The organism is Bacillus sp. AFS017336 (genome assembly GCF_002555445.1).
GTDB lineage: Bacteria > Bacillota > Bacilli > Bacillales > Bacillaceae_G > Gottfriedia.
In genome coordinates this window covers 80,174-93,515 of record NZ_NUCO01000030.1, presented here as the reverse complement: position 1 = coordinate 93,515, position 13,342 = coordinate 80,174, and the positions used below count along the sequence as shown (strand labels likewise).

The window sequence follows — 13,342 nt, the reverse complement described above, 5'->3', positions numbered from 1 at the left end:
ACAAACGTACTTTAAAATTTAATAGTTCTTTCATATTATCGATGTGCAAGTCCGAAATCAAGTAATGAAACTAGAACGTATATTCTTTAGAAATCAAATTGAACGATGAAAGTTGCTATCACAAAAATTGAACCTAGTGGTTTATCAACAAAAATCAAAGCTATATCAACAAATCTCAGTACTTTATCAACAAAAATAATGACTATATCAATAAAGTTCACAACTTTATCAACAAAAGACATAATTTGTTCGTATTACTTCATTCATGCTGTAAATAAGAAGAAGCTGTCTCATTACTTATGAGACAGCTCCTTATCCAAACACTATTTCGTTAAAAAATCATAAACTTGTAATTTTTTTAATGCTTTACTAGAATTATCTTTTACATTTTTGACATCAATTTTGCCTTCATAAATAATATGTCCGTTCGATAAATCAGCGATTAATAATTTTTTATTTATCTCTTTTTGATTTTCATCATTAGATGTAAATGCATATAATTTCCCATTAAAGATTTTATAATTAGAAGGGTCATTGCTCAATTTAGAAATTAATAATGCTTCACCTTCGACTTTCTTGTCGTTTAAATTATACTTTAAAATCGATAAACCTTTATCATCCTGATTTACAAAATAAAGGTTGCCATTATCAATTAATTCATTACTCTGCTTTACCTGTTCCTTTTGCTCTTTCGATAAATTTAAAGCTTCATTTTTACCAGTTTCTAAATTAAATAAAACAAGTTCGCTATTAATTTCTTCAGACGTTGTTTCACCATTCTCTTGGGTGATGTCCTTTAAATTTGCTTTTTTGTATATAGCGTATTTAGAAGGAACTGTTGGATCTGATTCTTGTATTATATTTTGAATTTCAGTATGAGTATGATTATTTGGGTCATTTGTGGATTTACTGATTACTGTTTGATTAACAATTTTCTTTTGATTTACATTAATTCTATAAACCACATTTTCATTTTGATCAACGTATGCTCCTGAATTTGTATTCTTATATGTTTTATTTTGAGAAGTAGTAACAACTATATCTTTTCCAATTAATTGCACGTCTTGTACAGAGATATAAGAGAAGTTTTCTTCTCCCGGAATATCAAGTTTAAATGTATAACGATCTTTACTTTGACGATCAAGACCATCTATATACAATTTAAAATGATTATTTTTATCTGTGTAAGCACCATCCAGTCTTCCACCTTTTACATTAGCATACCATGCAAAATCTTTATCAATATAAAATTGAGAAGAAGAAGAATCTTTTCCGCGCATGAAGTTTCTTTCTTCTTTTTGCAAATCACTTAATTTCTTTAAATCATAGTGGTCATTATTCAGATCACTAAGTATAGAATTACTATTATATTCGCTTCCAGCAGTAGTAATACTTAACCCTCTATTTCCGTCCTGGCCATATCCAGCGTTAATCATTAAATCTTTAACGTATTTTGAGTCTCCTTTTTCAGTCTTCAAGTAAAATTTAGGTAACTTACTTTCTGACATAGCTACTTTAGTAAAAAACGTACCAATACTAATTGTCGTTACAACAGCTATTATTGCCAAATTACGATATCGCTTCATTATGAACTCCTCCTTACACCGAAACTTTGTTTTTTAATAAATATTTACTAAATAAGATTGAAATTGTAATGATGATTGCAAAAAGACCTAATTCCATATAAATGACTTCGCTTGGATAAAATGAGAAATCATTTCCAATAATATAGTTTTGAATAATCGCTGGTGAAAATAATAAAACTGCAATCCCCATCGCATATAAAATTCCAAATAATATGCCTTTCCATCGATAACTACGTTCTAATAATATGAATGTGAATAGGGTAAACACTAGTCCCATTCCAACAAGATATCTAAAAATGAAATCTACAAGATTATTCGGTAAAACCATTACAAAAATATTAGGGCTCATAAACAGGTCAACAGTACTCATTTTCCCTAAAAGTTCAGTTGGAACTATACTTTGGAATACTTTTATTTCTATTGGTATAAGTATTAATTGAAATGCGAGTAAACTTAAAACCATAAGTAAGATCGTAGTTGCTTTAGCAAAGTAAATTGTCATTCTTGAAGTTGGTAGCATAAATAAGCGGTAAATAAATGTGTTTTTTCCGAAATAATCTCTATACCAAATAATAAACACATAAAACATCATTAACGCTATGCATATTAAGATTGGGCCAATAAATAATGGATGATTAACAACATGGTTAAAGTTTAGTAACCCACTTGAAGCGATAAACTCTTGGGTTGCTTTTACTGAGCTTGCGTAATTTGCTTCATTAGCTTGCTCCATATAGGCAGACTTTACGGCAAACAAACTTGCAAACTGTGAAATAGCTACTATAATTAATAACCCTATATATAATTTAACCAATCGATTCACTTCAAAATTCACTAGTTTTAAATATCGATTCATGAATGATACACCTCTCTCATTACGTCCATCACTGACTTACCTTCTTCTAATCGTAACTCTTCAGTATAAAACTCTTTAAGAATTTCCCCATTATCTAATAAAACGACCTTATCGATTAAGTGCTCAATATCACTAATTTCATGTGTTGTTATGATCACGCCTCGATCTTCAATTAAGTGACTCGTAAACACTTTTGCAATTTGCTCTCTACTAAACATATCGATTCCAGAAAAAGGCTCATCCATTAGAACATAATCTACATCTAACCCTAAACCGAATAGTAAATTGGCTTTTGCGGCATTACCTTTTGAAAGTTCACCTAGTTTTTCATCTTCTTTTAAACGGAAAAATCCAAGTAATTCTTTAGCACGTTCTTCGTTCCAATTTACATAAAAATCCTTCATAAACTGCATTGCTTCACCAACTGTAAAACTTGGAAGCATTGTAAGTGTATCTGGAATAAACGTGATATTCTCATACATCGAATGATTCATCTTCTTATCATCTATTAAAATTTCACCGCGATCAATTGGCGTGATTCCCATAATTGCTTTCATCGTTGTGGACTTCCCCACACCATTAATACCTATTAAACATGTTATTTCTCCTTTATTTGCAGTGAAGGAAATATCACGTAATACATTTTTTCGACCAAATTTTTTTGAAACATTTTTTACTTGAATCATTTAAGCCCCTCCTTTCTTTTCTTCTTTTATCTTTTGTTCATAGTTTTGCTTAACCATTGTAAGTAATTCTTCTACCGGGACATTAATTACTTTAATTGAATCTACGAATTCATTTACAGCTTCCATAATCAGTTCATTTCTTACACCATTTAACACTTGTATATCTGTCGTAATTTTACTAGGGAAATTTCGTTCAGTCGTAATCAATCCTTGTTCCTCCATTTCCTTGTATGCTTTTTGTACAGTATTTGGATTTATATTAAATTGAACAGCTAATTCTCTTCTTGATGGTATTTCTTGACCGGCTTCTAATAGTCTTTTTGCAATTTGCTGTTTAAAATGCCTAACAACCTGTAGATAAACTGGTTCACGGTTATTCACTATAAATTCCATCAATCCACCTCCTCGTTCTTAATACAATTTAAATAGTATGTGTGTGTACTACATAGTTCATACACATACTACATGACTACGTGTATTACTCAATTAATACACCTTATACGTGTACTATACACGTAATACACTAAAGATGTCAAACACAAAAATAAAAATACTAGACTTCATTGTACCGTTCCAATCAGTCTAGTATTTTTAAATACACTTTTTTAAATTAGTTTTTTTCGATCCTTTCTAACAACTAAAAAGTAAAAAAATATACTTGGCCAAGGAAATTGGATTATTCCTAATAAGCCCCATAACCACGCCGAACGATTTCTCTTTTTAGCTTTTGTAAAAAGCATGATACTTTGAGTTATTAAAACGATAAATACTAAAACTAAAATAATGATATTCCTCATTGTCCATTCCATACTAACTCCACTCACTTTCGATTTTCTTTTTATCTCGTTTAAAAATAATTGGTAGTGCAATAAATCCTAAACCTTGAAAAATAACGATACTTACTGGTACTTTTTGCGCTATGAGAAGTATACTTACAAACAAACTGCATGCCACACAAATGAACAGAACTAGTTCTTTTAAAAAAATGGTTTTCTTTTTTTCCTGATGCATTTGAAGTTTTTCTGTAATCGTACTGATTGATGGCTCATGAATATCCACTAATTCATCAAACTGTTTCAGTGCCGATACTATTTCTTCTTTATCCATTTTGCACTAACTCCTTTCGTAATTCCTTCATCCCATTATGGATTCTTGATTTAACCGTTCCTTCACGAATTCCCATCATATTTCCAATTTCTTCGTTTGTATACCCATAGTAATGTTTTAATAAAATAGCTGTTCGTACATCAGATTTAAGTTTTTCAAAGCCTTCCATAATATCACTCCACTCAAATCCTTTATAAGATAGCTGCCAATTTAAGGAACGTGATAATTCTTCTGCCTCATTTTTCTGCCAAAACCACTCACGCTTCTTCCTTCTTTGTTGATCTAAATAAAGTCTAGTAGCGATCGTCATTAACCATGTTGAAAATTTTGATTGACCGTTGTACTTCTTTATATTGTCATATCCTTTCAGCATCGTATCTTGCACTAAATCTTCTGCTGTTTGCTGATTTAACGTCATCTTTAATACGTATTTATATAAAAAGGAGTAATGGATTTGAAAGAGTTTAGCGAAGGCTTCTTGGTCACCTTGCTGAGCATGTTTTATTATTTCTTGTTCATCTAAATCAACCATTTCTTCCTCCTTTCTACCTTGCTTATACAATTTTTGTTTCATTTCATTTGTTATACGATTAGGTTCTGCAAATCGTTCATTTTTCTTTTATTTTTTTTCAAATTTAAAATAGCTTGTACAAAAAAAGACTGCCCTCATATGACAGTCTAGCTTGCTCCTTTACATAAAAAAAGAGCAAAGCACATTCGGCTTTACTCTTCACTCTTATAAACTTATACCGGACGTTCAATCGTAAACATTTCCCCAACTTTAGCATAATCATTTCCTGCTAAACGGCTGATTGCTTTTAAACCATTCGCATCAATACGTCCGTTTTCATAAATTTCATCTTCTATATGAAAATGAACGACTTTTCCAATAAGTAAATCACACGCTTCATTATCTTTACCTAACGGAATTGCTTGTTCTAAAACACATTCCATTCTAATTTTCGATTCTTTTACTCCTGGCACTGAAACCTTTACACTTGCAACTGGAGTAAGTCCCGCTAATTCGACCTCACTCTCTGTTGGTGGTAGTGCAGCTGCTGTTTTATTAATCGCTTCTACATTTGATTCATCAACTATATGAACGACGAATTCTTTTTTCTCGATCGCATTTCTAGCTGTATCCTTTTGTTTACCGTTTTGTCGTTGAACAGATACAGAAATCATCGGTGGATTAGATGTGACAATGTTGAAATAACTAAATGGTGCTCCGTTTAATACATTTTCATTTGATTCAGTTGTTACAAAAGCAATTGGTCTTGGGATAATCCCACCAATTAAGAATTTATAATTATCACGATCACTTAAATCTGCTGGAGAAAAAGACTTCATCATTTTTGGTTACCCCTTAAAAGTTATTTTTGTACCAATCAGTTGCTGCTTCAATTTCAGATCTTGTTAAGCTATGACCCATGTTTTCCCAATGAGTAACGACTTCTGCACCAGCACTATCTAACAACGATGCTAGTTCTTCTGTTTCTTGTGGCAAACAGATCGGATCGTTTTTACCTGCTCCAATAAAGACTGACACTTCTTTCATTTTAGGTAATTCTAAATCACGAATTGGTACCATTGGATGTAATAGCATAGCGCCTTTAAATACATTTTCATAATGGAACAGTAGACTACCAGCAATGTTAGCACCATTTGAATAACCAATCGCAATAATATTATTTAAATCAAATCCATGTTCTGAAGAAGCTGATTCAATAAAGTCCTTCAATTCTTTTGTACGGAAAACTAAATCTTCCATATCAAATACCCCTTCAGCTAATCTCTTGAAAAAACGAGGCATTCCATTTTCACTCACATTTCCTCTAACAGATAAAACTGAAGCTTCATCATCAATCATACCCGCAATAGGTAATAGATCATGTTCGTTCCCACCAGTACCATGCAGTAATAAAAATGTTGGCTTAGAAGGATTACTTCCTTTAATAAATACGTGTTTCATCATTATTCTCCTTTCACTTCTCTGATAATTATCGGTTGTAGATGATTTTCGATTGTTTCACGATTAGGTTCCTGCCATTTTGGAAGCATTAGCTGTTCTCCTAAATGGTCTTTTTCCTCATCAATCATAAATCCAGGTGGATCAGTTGCGATTTCAAATAGTAATCCACCATTTTCACGAAAATAGATTGCATTAAAGTAATTTCGATCTTTTATTTCAGTTACTCCATATTGATGGTCATGTATCTTATGCTGCCATTTTACATGTTCTTCATCGTTACTAGCTCTCCATGCAATATGATGGACAGTTCCTACTCCCATAGCTCCTCTTCCTACTGCTGCTAATTCGATATCAATAATATTTCCAATAGCTCCAGCAGCCTTAAAGCGTAAATAATTTCCATCTTGGCCTAAACTTTCTAATTCCATAACGTTTTCCAATAGCTCTGCTGTTTTATGAGGTGCACCAGAATATAAAACTGCTCCACCAAACCCTTTAATCGCTACATCCTTAGTAACTCCATTAAACTCCCAAGTATTTTCTGTACCCTCTTCTCTTTCAACTAATTCAAGCTGTAGGCCGTGAAAGTCTTCAAATTGTAGAAATGTTTCTCCAAATCGACTAACTTTATTTGTATTAATATTAAAAGAAGCTAAACGAGTTTCCCAAAAAGCCATCGAGTTAGCTGGGATTAAGAATGTTGTTTTCCCTACTTGACCACTTCCAACTTTTCCTCTGTATGCATTTGCCCAAGGGAAAAACGTTATAATAGTCCCTGGTTCAGCGCCCTCATTTCCAAAATAAAAGTGATACGTACCTGGATCATCAAAATTAATTGTTTTTTTCACAAAACGTAATCCTAAAATCCCCGCATAAAAGTCCATATTTTCCTGTGGGTCACCAACTATGGCTGTAATATGATGTATTCCTTTCATTTTTTCCATTAACTCTCCTCCATTTCACTTTATTTATTTAATTTCCTTAATAAGTTAAGTAATTGTAATTGTTCTTCTTCAGTCAATTTGCTGAATTGAACTTGTTGAAACTCCTCTTGTGTAGGAACAATTTCTTCATACATTTTTTGACCCAAATCTGTTAAAGAGAGGTATTTGTTTTTCCATTCTACTTCTCTTTTTATCCACTGGAGCTCTTCCATTTTCTTTAATAAATGCGTTACATTTCCTTTTGTAACAACTAATTTATCTGCTAATTCTTGCTGAGTAAGACGCTTATTTCTACCCACGTGAACAATGACATCAAATTGAGCAGTCGTCAGTCCCCATTTTTTCAATTGAGTATTTGATTCTCTAACATTTTTAAGATAAAAACGCGCTAATCGAAACCAAAGTAAAACTGCTAAATTTTTTGATTTACTTGTAGAAGATTCATTATGACTATTTAACATTTTTGCACCTCTTTGATCGATCTTGTTATCAGTTTAATACTAAACTGATAAATTAGCAAGTAAATGGTTTTGGCTAATTTTGTTTTCATAAATAAACTTTTAAGCGCTTTATTACACTATTTCTTTCAACATATATAAATTCCCTTTAATTTCCTTCTTTTATTCTTTTTATAATTTTTGATGATATAATTATGTTTAATTTTTACTAACTAGAAAGAAAGGTATAATATATGAAAAAACGACTACTAAAAATAATTGTAAGTATTGTCATTTTGTTTCTTGTCTTATACGGGTTGTATAAACTAATGAACGCAAGATCTTTTCAACTATTTGGGGGATTAACTAACGAGGTACATACAAACCAAAAAGTAGTGGCTCTTACATTTGATGACGGTCCAACTAAAAATGTTGATCAAATTCTACCTCTTCTAGACCAATATAATGCGAAAGCTACCTTTTTTCTAATCGGCAATGAAATTAAAAAGAATCCAGAGGAAGCTAAAAAAATCGTAGATGCAGGACAACAAGTTGGTAACCATACATACTCTCATAACAGAATGGTGCTAAAATCACCTTCCTACATTAAAAGCGAAATTGAAAAAACAGACAAATTAATCCGCAAAGCAGGCTATAAAGGTGAAATCGACTTCCGTCCTCCGAATGGAAAAAAACTATTTGGTTTACCGTATTACTTGCATAAGCATCATCGAGATACAATTACGTGGAATATAGAACCAGATACTTTTTACACGAATACCGAAGACAAATTGAATTATGTAAAGAAAAATATTAAACCAGGTTCAATTATTTTAATTCATCCGATGTATGATAAAACTGGTAAAGAATTGGCGACAATTAAAGGGATTTTAGATTTACTATCTAATGAAGGATATAAGTTTGTCACGGTGAATGAACTTCAGAAACTAAAAGACAAGTAGCATTTTGCAACTTGTCTTTTTTTTAACATTTATCCTCAACTAGGTCTGATTTAATATAAAAATTTGTTCTTACACAATAGATAAAGATTCCTAATGCTGTGCCAAGCGTATTTAAGATTAAATCATCGATATCACAAGATCTATAATTGTAACCTAAGAATAATCCAGCTATCCCTTGAGTTAATTCAATTACTAAGCTTAAAGAAAAACCAATTAAAATCGTTTTACGTTTCATAATCTTCGGAAAGAGAATCGGCCATGCTAATCCAAATGGAATAAATAATAAAATATTTCCACCAATTTGTTTTAGAGCAATTGTAAATGAGCCACTCCTTATAATATCTACTACTCCCTTAAAGGGAACAAAATTGTTTAAATCACCTAATCTGTCTTCAATCATGATTTGTATTAAATATTTTTGATAGGGAAATGGAAACAAAGTTAAATCAATGAGGAATGTAAAGTAGACTCCAAAGATTATCCAATATAAATATTTTTGTAAAGTAATATAACTCCTTAGGAATCTATAGCCAAAGTATAAAATAAAAAAAGACATAACAAAAATACTAGGATACAAATAATTTAACAAATCAACGCCCCTTTCATCTTCAAAGAAATTAATATCGTTGAAAGTTTTTTCCATTTTTAACCATTAGTTCATTTTAATATTATATTAAAATCACTATTTTTTATATATGAAAATAGTATTATTTTTGATGTTCTTCGATTTCCCAAACAAAAAGACATAAAAATTTATGAATATTACTAGAAAAAAAATCCAAAATAATATTGGTACATTTTGAATATTTCTCAAAGGAGACGTCTAGATGAAGAAACAATTACTGAAATTAACAACTGTTTTTTTATGTTTTGCATTATTTTTAGCTCCAATTAAAACAGGTGCTGAGGAGGTTGATACTCGAGTTCACGGAAAATGTGTAAGTAACTCGGCATGTAAATTCCAAGGTGATATGAGAAAGCTTTGGAACGATCACACAATTTGGACTAGCAAATATATTGTAAGTGCAGTTGCGGGCTTACCTGATAAAGATATCGTACTTGCTCGACTTTTAAGGAACCAACAAGATATTGGAAATGCAATTAAACCATATTATGGTGATGCCGCTGGGGATCAACTTGCTAAATTATTAACCGACCATATCGTATTAGCTGGTAAAATTGTTGATGCTGCCAAAGCAAATGATATGACAACATTAAAAACACTAAATGATCAATGGTTCAAAAATGCAGACGATATTGCTGCGTTTTTAAGCAAAGCAAATCCTAATTGGTCAAATCAAGCTTTAAAGAATTTACTATACGTACACTTAAAAATGGTAACAAATGAAGTAGTAACTAGAATAAAAATGGATTGGGCCGGAAATGTAAAAGCATTTGATGATGGTCTACACCACATAAACGTTTTAGCAGATGCATTATCTGCAGGGATAATTAAGCAATTCCCAAATAAGTTTAAAAATTAAACAAACGTTTGATTTATGAATTCAAAAAAAAGATGAATTTAGCTCTAAACTAAATTCATCTTTTTCTTGTTTATTCTACATGATTCAGTCTCTCAAGAATGCGTCTCTTCTTATATAACATTCTACCTGCTTCACCAACATCTTCAATTGCCTGCTTATTTACATATGCACCGAATATTAGGCCAGCAATTGGAATCATTTGGAACAGCTTTTTCCAACCCATATTGTCACGGTATGTATAGAATACTTCTCTCCAACCTTCTATTTGAGAAAATGCTTTTTTTCCTTCAATATTTGTTAACTCTTCTAATATCGCCTTTTTTCCAACTATATCCGCTGACGTAAACTGTAAACATTTTATAATAAAAACTCTCTCCGTTTGTTCATTTGGATCATAACCATAAGAAATTGCTATTTCTTGAAGTGTCTTTAGTGTAAGACCTAACAATATTGGAATATCTATAGCAATCGTAAACATTCCACCAAATCCTGTAGTCGCTCCTTGAACCTTTGCGAATTGTTTACGGCTAGAAATAAAAGCATTTGAAACCTGATCCATTTGTTCAAGACTAAGCTGATTTACCATCTCTACATCAGATATCTCTTGAATAGAAAGTTCCCTGCTCATCTTCGTAAGAGTTGCTGGAACACTAACTAAATATTGACCACCTGCATTAACATATTTTGATAGTTCATCCAAAATTAGACCAATTTTATCATGAACAAATTTCGGCGTTATTTTATCTAAAATCATAAAAGGAATTCTGCCAATTTTCTCCCAAAAAAATGCGCTTTTTTGATCCTTTTCCCATTTTTCAATTTCATTAAGCTGCCTTATTAAGTACTCTTTCGTTTCCATATGCACTCCTAACAATTATTCTTTAAACATATTCAATCATTAAACTATATTGCTTAACGTTAATAATACAAAAATCTAAATGAGAATGTCTAATGAGCTAGTATTTCTGACATACTCATTTACTTACTTATTTCCGCTTAACTTCTCTCTTGAAAAAAAACGAGGGTCCCCATAAACCTATGGGATTCCCTCTAATTGAACTTTAATCTAAAAATCTGATTTTATCCGGATTTCGAATCATATAAATTCTTCGATAACGGTCATCTTCTATTTCAAAACAAATTACAGTTGCTTCTTCTCCCTCAGCTTTTACCATTAAGCCAATTTGATTATTTACCAAAACACATTGAATTTCAGAAGGGGTAGTTATTTTCTTTCTTATTCCGGTCAGAAATGCAACCACATTTTTCTGTAGATTTATTGGACGTAGAGCAGCTTTCGTTTTACCACCAGCATCTGTAATTAGTATAATATCTTCGGTTAGAAGTGATATTAACATATCTAAATTACCAGTTTCCGCTGCTTCTATAAATCGTTTAGCAATGTCTAGTTCATGATTAAGATTTTGTTTTGTAGCTGCATCCTTTATTTGGATTTTACGTTGAAGTCTACTAAATATTTTCCGGCAATTTAATTCAGTTTTATTTAAAATGTTCGCTATTGTACGAAAATCAAAGTCAAAGGCTTCACGTAATACAAATACTGCTCTTTCGGTTGGATTTAACCGTTCTATTAATACTAAAAACGCATAGGTAATCGTTTCATCCAAAATCATCTTCTCGATTGGATCTCTATTTAGATCCTCAGGTAAGTTTTGAATGATTGGTTCTGGTAGCCACGGTCCAATGTAGACTTCCCTTTTATGTTTAGATGATTTTAATACGTCTAGGCAGCGATTGGTCATAATTTTGCATAAATAAGCTTTCATATTATTTGGCTCATCTTTTGCGGCGTGATTCAATTTTTGAACTGCGAGAAATGTATCCTGTACTAAATCCTCCGAATCCTCAATTGAACCAAGCATACTATAACCTATCGAAAATAGAAGTGGCTTATATTGAGAATATAGATCGTCTACCTCCATAAACTTTCTCACCCCTATTATTAAATTAGTTGAAAAGCAAGCTTTTCATTTATTAAATTTGCAGCGCTTTTTGCGCTAGTCAATGATGCATTCAATAGAAGTTCCATTTGACCAACCCAATCTCCTGCGACAAAAATGCCATCTACACCTACTTCTCTATTTAATAAACTGCTATTTAAGCTTTCCAATGGTTTTTTTATATCATTAGAAACAATTAACTTAGGAAGATATCGACGTGAAATGACATAATCTCTCCATCCAGGTTGAAGTAAATCAAGCAAGCCCTCTAGCTCTTCCTCATCTTTTGACGGATCTGTTTCGTTAACCGAGTTTAAATATTTCATTAGATGGACAACAACTTCTCCTTGTTCAGTCGTTAGGTTAGCAACTGTAGAATGATTCGAAAAATACCATGGCTGATCTATACCTAAAGCAAAATTGAGTTTTGGATTTGGTAAACCACGCATGACAAGATCTAAGCATGCAGCTTTTATCGGGATCATTTGACTACATTTCTGTAAAAATGAATCTGAGACTGGCTCATCAATTAGCTTAACTAAATCAACTGGATTAATCGTTGATAATAAACATTTAGTGGAAATACTAGTATCATTTCGTAGTTCGAGATTTATATTTGGATAAGTGCCATTAACTTTACATACTGATGAACTTTTTTGAATTGCAACACCATGTTGTTCTGCAGTTTTAACCAAGTCATTAACAATTGCTTGCCATCCCTCATTTATATACATTACTTTTGCGCTACGAAGTTGACCTATCGCCACTCCAGCACTTAAAAGTTCAGAGTTACAAGTAAAAGTAGATAAACGTATGAACGCTAATATTAAATTTTTCACGCGATTACTCGTTATATTATTATTCAAATACTCTTCTAAACTAATACAATTTAATTCATCTATATCCATTTTACGGATTTGTCGATAAAAGCGAATAAATTCCATTTTCTCTTTCCACTTTAAATGATTCCCCAAAAATAAATTGTATGCCTCAATCACTTTCATTTGCTCAAACTGATCTCCAAAAATAAATGAACCACTCAATTTTGGAATTTTGCCAGACAATTTAACTCCTACTTCATTTAAAATCTCAATACAGTTTGTATATAACGCATGTGCTCCAAGATTTAACTGAGCGTTCCCGACTTGATTAGAAATACCTCTACCACCTACTTTAGATCCTTTTTCCAAAATTAATACCTTTTTTCCAGTTTGAGCTAAATAAATCGCTGCAGTCAAACCAGCGATACCTCCACCTAATACAACAACATCCCATTTTTGACTATTATTTATTTGATTTAACATCCTATTTCAGCTCCCTTTCCATCGTTCATTAATTAAGACGAAT

17 protein-coding genes are annotated in these 13,342 nt (G+C 31.8%); 2 read left to right on the top strand and 15 right to left on the bottom strand.

Annotated elements, in window-relative coordinates:
• Nucleotides 1-323 precede the first annotated feature (323 nt).
• The 11 genes from CN601_RS18105 to CN601_RS18055 all read right to left on the bottom strand — a co-directional run bounded on the left by CN601_RS18105 (nucleotide 324) and on the right by CN601_RS18055 (nucleotide 7,612).
• Nucleotides 324-1,586, bottom strand: coding sequence for a hypothetical protein (locus tag CN601_RS18105; protein ID WP_098171853.1), 1,263 nt, complete (start codon nucleotides 1,584-1,586; stop codon nucleotides 324-326).
• A 13-nt stretch (nucleotides 1,587-1,599) separates the two neighbouring features.
• Nucleotides 1,600-2,442, bottom strand: coding sequence for a hypothetical protein (locus tag CN601_RS18100; RefSeq protein WP_098118727.1), 843 nt, complete (start codon nucleotides 2,440-2,442; stop codon nucleotides 1,600-1,602).
• The gene (locus CN601_RS18095) at nucleotides 2,439-3,128 is read right to left on the bottom strand and encodes an ABC transporter ATP-binding protein (RefSeq protein WP_098118728.1); all 690 of its coding nucleotides are present in this window, start codon (nucleotides 3,126-3,128) and stop codon (nucleotides 2,439-2,441) included. The genes CN601_RS18100 and CN601_RS18095 overlap by 4 nt, the downstream gene beginning before the upstream one ends.
• Nucleotides 3,129-3,521, bottom strand: coding sequence for a GntR family transcriptional regulator (locus tag CN601_RS18090; RefSeq protein WP_098171852.1), 393 nt, complete (start codon nucleotides 3,519-3,521; stop codon nucleotides 3,129-3,131).
• Between the two features lie 212 nt (nucleotides 3,522-3,733).
• Nucleotides 3,734-3,937 (bottom strand): transcriptional regulator, encoded by a 204-nt coding sequence (locus CN601_RS18085; RefSeq protein WP_257131738.1) that lies wholly within the window; start codon nucleotides 3,935-3,937, stop codon nucleotides 3,734-3,736.
• A 1-nt stretch (nucleotide 3,938) separates the two neighbouring features.
• Nucleotides 3,939-4,235 (bottom strand): DUF5345 family protein, encoded by a 297-nt coding sequence (locus CN601_RS18080; protein ID WP_098118730.1) that lies wholly within the window; start codon nucleotides 4,233-4,235, stop codon nucleotides 3,939-3,941.
• Entirely contained in the window at nucleotides 4,228-4,767 is a 540-nt protein-coding gene (gene sigY / locus CN601_RS18075) for an RNA polymerase sigma factor SigY (protein ID WP_098118731.1), read from the bottom strand. Before sigY ends, CN601_RS18080 begins: the two co-directional genes overlap by 8 nt.
• 212 nt (nucleotides 4,768-4,979) lie before the next feature.
• Entirely contained in the window at nucleotides 4,980-5,585 is a 606-nt protein-coding gene (locus CN601_RS18070; RefSeq protein WP_098119109.1) for a flavin reductase family protein, read from the bottom strand.
• Nucleotides 5,586-5,601: 16 nt separating this feature from the next.
• Nucleotides 5,602-6,207 (bottom strand): alpha/beta hydrolase, encoded by a 606-nt coding sequence (locus CN601_RS18065; RefSeq protein WP_098171851.1) that lies wholly within the window; start codon nucleotides 6,205-6,207, stop codon nucleotides 5,602-5,604.
• 2 nt (nucleotides 6,208-6,209) lie between these two features.
• Nucleotides 6,210-7,151 (bottom strand): ring-cleaving dioxygenase, encoded by a 942-nt coding sequence (locus CN601_RS18060; RefSeq protein WP_098118733.1) that lies wholly within the window; start codon nucleotides 7,149-7,151, stop codon nucleotides 6,210-6,212.
• A gap of 20 nt (nucleotides 7,152-7,171) precedes the next feature.
• On the bottom strand, nucleotides 7,172-7,612 hold the full coding sequence (locus tag CN601_RS18055) for a MarR family winged helix-turn-helix transcriptional regulator (RefSeq protein ID WP_098118734.1): 441 nt from the start codon (nucleotides 7,610-7,612) through the stop codon (nucleotides 7,172-7,174).
• A gap of 230 nt (nucleotides 7,613-7,842) precedes the next feature.
• On the opposite strand from CN601_RS18055, the gene CN601_RS18050 reads away from it, so the two are divergent.
• Nucleotides 7,843-8,550 carry a polysaccharide deacetylase family protein gene (locus tag CN601_RS18050; protein ID WP_098171850.1) on the top strand — a complete coding sequence of 236 codons (708 nt, stop codon included), beginning with the start codon at nucleotides 7,843-7,845 and terminating at the stop codon, nucleotides 8,548-8,550.
• A 22-nt stretch (nucleotides 8,551-8,572) separates the two neighbouring features.
• Here the strand turns inward: CN601_RS18050 and CN601_RS18045 are convergent, their stop codons facing one another.
• Nucleotides 8,573-9,106 (bottom strand): VanZ family protein, encoded by a 534-nt coding sequence (locus tag CN601_RS18045; protein ID WP_257131741.1) that lies wholly within the window; start codon nucleotides 9,104-9,106, stop codon nucleotides 8,573-8,575.
• A 271-nt stretch (nucleotides 9,107-9,377) separates the two neighbouring features.
• On the opposite strand from CN601_RS18045, the gene CN601_RS18040 reads away from it, so the two are divergent.
• On the top strand, nucleotides 9,378-10,034 hold the full coding sequence (locus CN601_RS18040) for a glycosyltransferase (RefSeq protein WP_098118737.1): 657 nt from the start codon (nucleotides 9,378-9,380) through the stop codon (nucleotides 10,032-10,034).
• 70 nt (nucleotides 10,035-10,104) lie between these two features.
• On the opposite strand, the gene CN601_RS18035 is transcribed toward CN601_RS18040, so the two are convergent.
• The 3 genes from CN601_RS18035 to CN601_RS18025 form a co-directional block, all read right to left on the bottom strand.
• The gene (locus CN601_RS18035) at nucleotides 10,105-10,893 is read right to left on the bottom strand and encodes an EcsC family protein (protein WP_098171849.1); all 789 of its coding nucleotides are present in this window, start codon (nucleotides 10,891-10,893) and stop codon (nucleotides 10,105-10,107) included.
• A gap of 202 nt (nucleotides 10,894-11,095) precedes the next feature.
• Entirely contained in the window at nucleotides 11,096-11,977 is an 882-nt protein-coding gene (gene sigJ / locus CN601_RS18030) for an RNA polymerase sigma factor SigJ (RefSeq protein ID WP_098171848.1), read from the bottom strand.
• A 20-nt stretch (nucleotides 11,978-11,997) separates the two neighbouring features.
• The gene (locus tag CN601_RS18025) at nucleotides 11,998-13,299 is read right to left on the bottom strand and encodes an FAD-dependent oxidoreductase (RefSeq protein ID WP_098171847.1); all 1,302 of its coding nucleotides are present in this window, start codon (nucleotides 13,297-13,299) and stop codon (nucleotides 11,998-12,000) included.
• Nucleotides 13,300-13,342 lie beyond the last annotated feature (43 nt).

Excerpts from the sequence above, each read along its gene's own strand:
- CN601_RS18105 (WP_098171853.1), bottom strand. The coding sequence starts at position 1,586 with ATGAAGCGATATCGTAATTTGGCAATAATAGCTGTTGTAACGACAATT.
- CN601_RS18100 (WP_098118727.1), bottom strand. The coding sequence starts at position 2,442 with ATGAATCGATATTTAAAACTAGTGAATTTTGAAGTGAATCGATTGGTT.
- CN601_RS18095 (WP_098118728.1), bottom strand. The coding sequence starts at position 3,128 with ATGATTCAAGTAAAAAATGTTTCAAAAAAATTTGGTCGAAAAAATGTA.
- CN601_RS18090 (WP_098171852.1), bottom strand. The coding sequence starts at position 3,521 with ATGGAATTTATAGTGAATAACCGTGAACCAGTTTATCTACAGGTTGTT.
- CN601_RS18085 (WP_257131738.1), bottom strand. The coding sequence starts at position 3,937 with ATGGAATGGACAATGAGGAATATCATTATTTTAGTTTTAGTATTTATC.
- CN601_RS18080 (WP_098118730.1), bottom strand. The coding sequence starts at position 4,235 with ATGGATAAAGAAGAAATAGTATCGGCACTGAAACAGTTTGATGAATTA.
- sigY (WP_098118731.1), bottom strand. The coding sequence starts at position 4,767 with ATGGTTGATTTAGATGAACAAGAAATAATAAAACATGCTCAGCAAGGT.
- CN601_RS18070 (WP_098119109.1), bottom strand. The coding sequence starts at position 5,585 with ATGAAGTCTTTTTCTCCAGCAGATTTAAGTGATCGTGATAATTATAAA.
- CN601_RS18065 (WP_098171851.1), bottom strand. The coding sequence starts at position 6,207 with ATGAAACACGTATTTATTAAAGGAAGTAATCCTTCTAAGCCAACATTT.
- CN601_RS18060 (WP_098118733.1), bottom strand. The coding sequence starts at position 7,151 with ATGGAAAAAATGAAAGGAATACATCATATTACAGCCATAGTTGGTGAC.
- CN601_RS18055 (WP_098118734.1), bottom strand. The coding sequence starts at position 7,612 with ATGTTAAATAGTCATAATGAATCTTCTACAAGTAAATCAAAAAATTTA.
- CN601_RS18050 (WP_098171850.1), top strand. The coding sequence starts at position 7,843 with ATGAAAAAACGACTACTAAAAATAATTGTAAGTATTGTCATTTTGTTT.
- CN601_RS18045 (WP_257131741.1), bottom strand. The coding sequence starts at position 9,106 with ATGTCTTTTTTTATTTTATACTTTGGCTATAGATTCCTAAGGAGTTAT.
- CN601_RS18040 (WP_098118737.1), top strand. The coding sequence starts at position 9,378 with ATGAAGAAACAATTACTGAAATTAACAACTGTTTTTTTATGTTTTGCA.
- CN601_RS18035 (WP_098171849.1), bottom strand. The coding sequence starts at position 10,893 with ATGGAAACGAAAGAGTACTTAATAAGGCAGCTTAATGAAATTGAAAAA.
- sigJ (WP_098171848.1), bottom strand. The coding sequence starts at position 11,977 with ATGGAGGTAGACGATCTATATTCTCAATATAAGCCACTTCTATTTTCG.
- CN601_RS18025 (WP_098171847.1), bottom strand. The coding sequence starts at position 13,299 with ATGTTAAATCAAATAAATAATAGTCAAAAATGGGATGTTGTTGTATTA.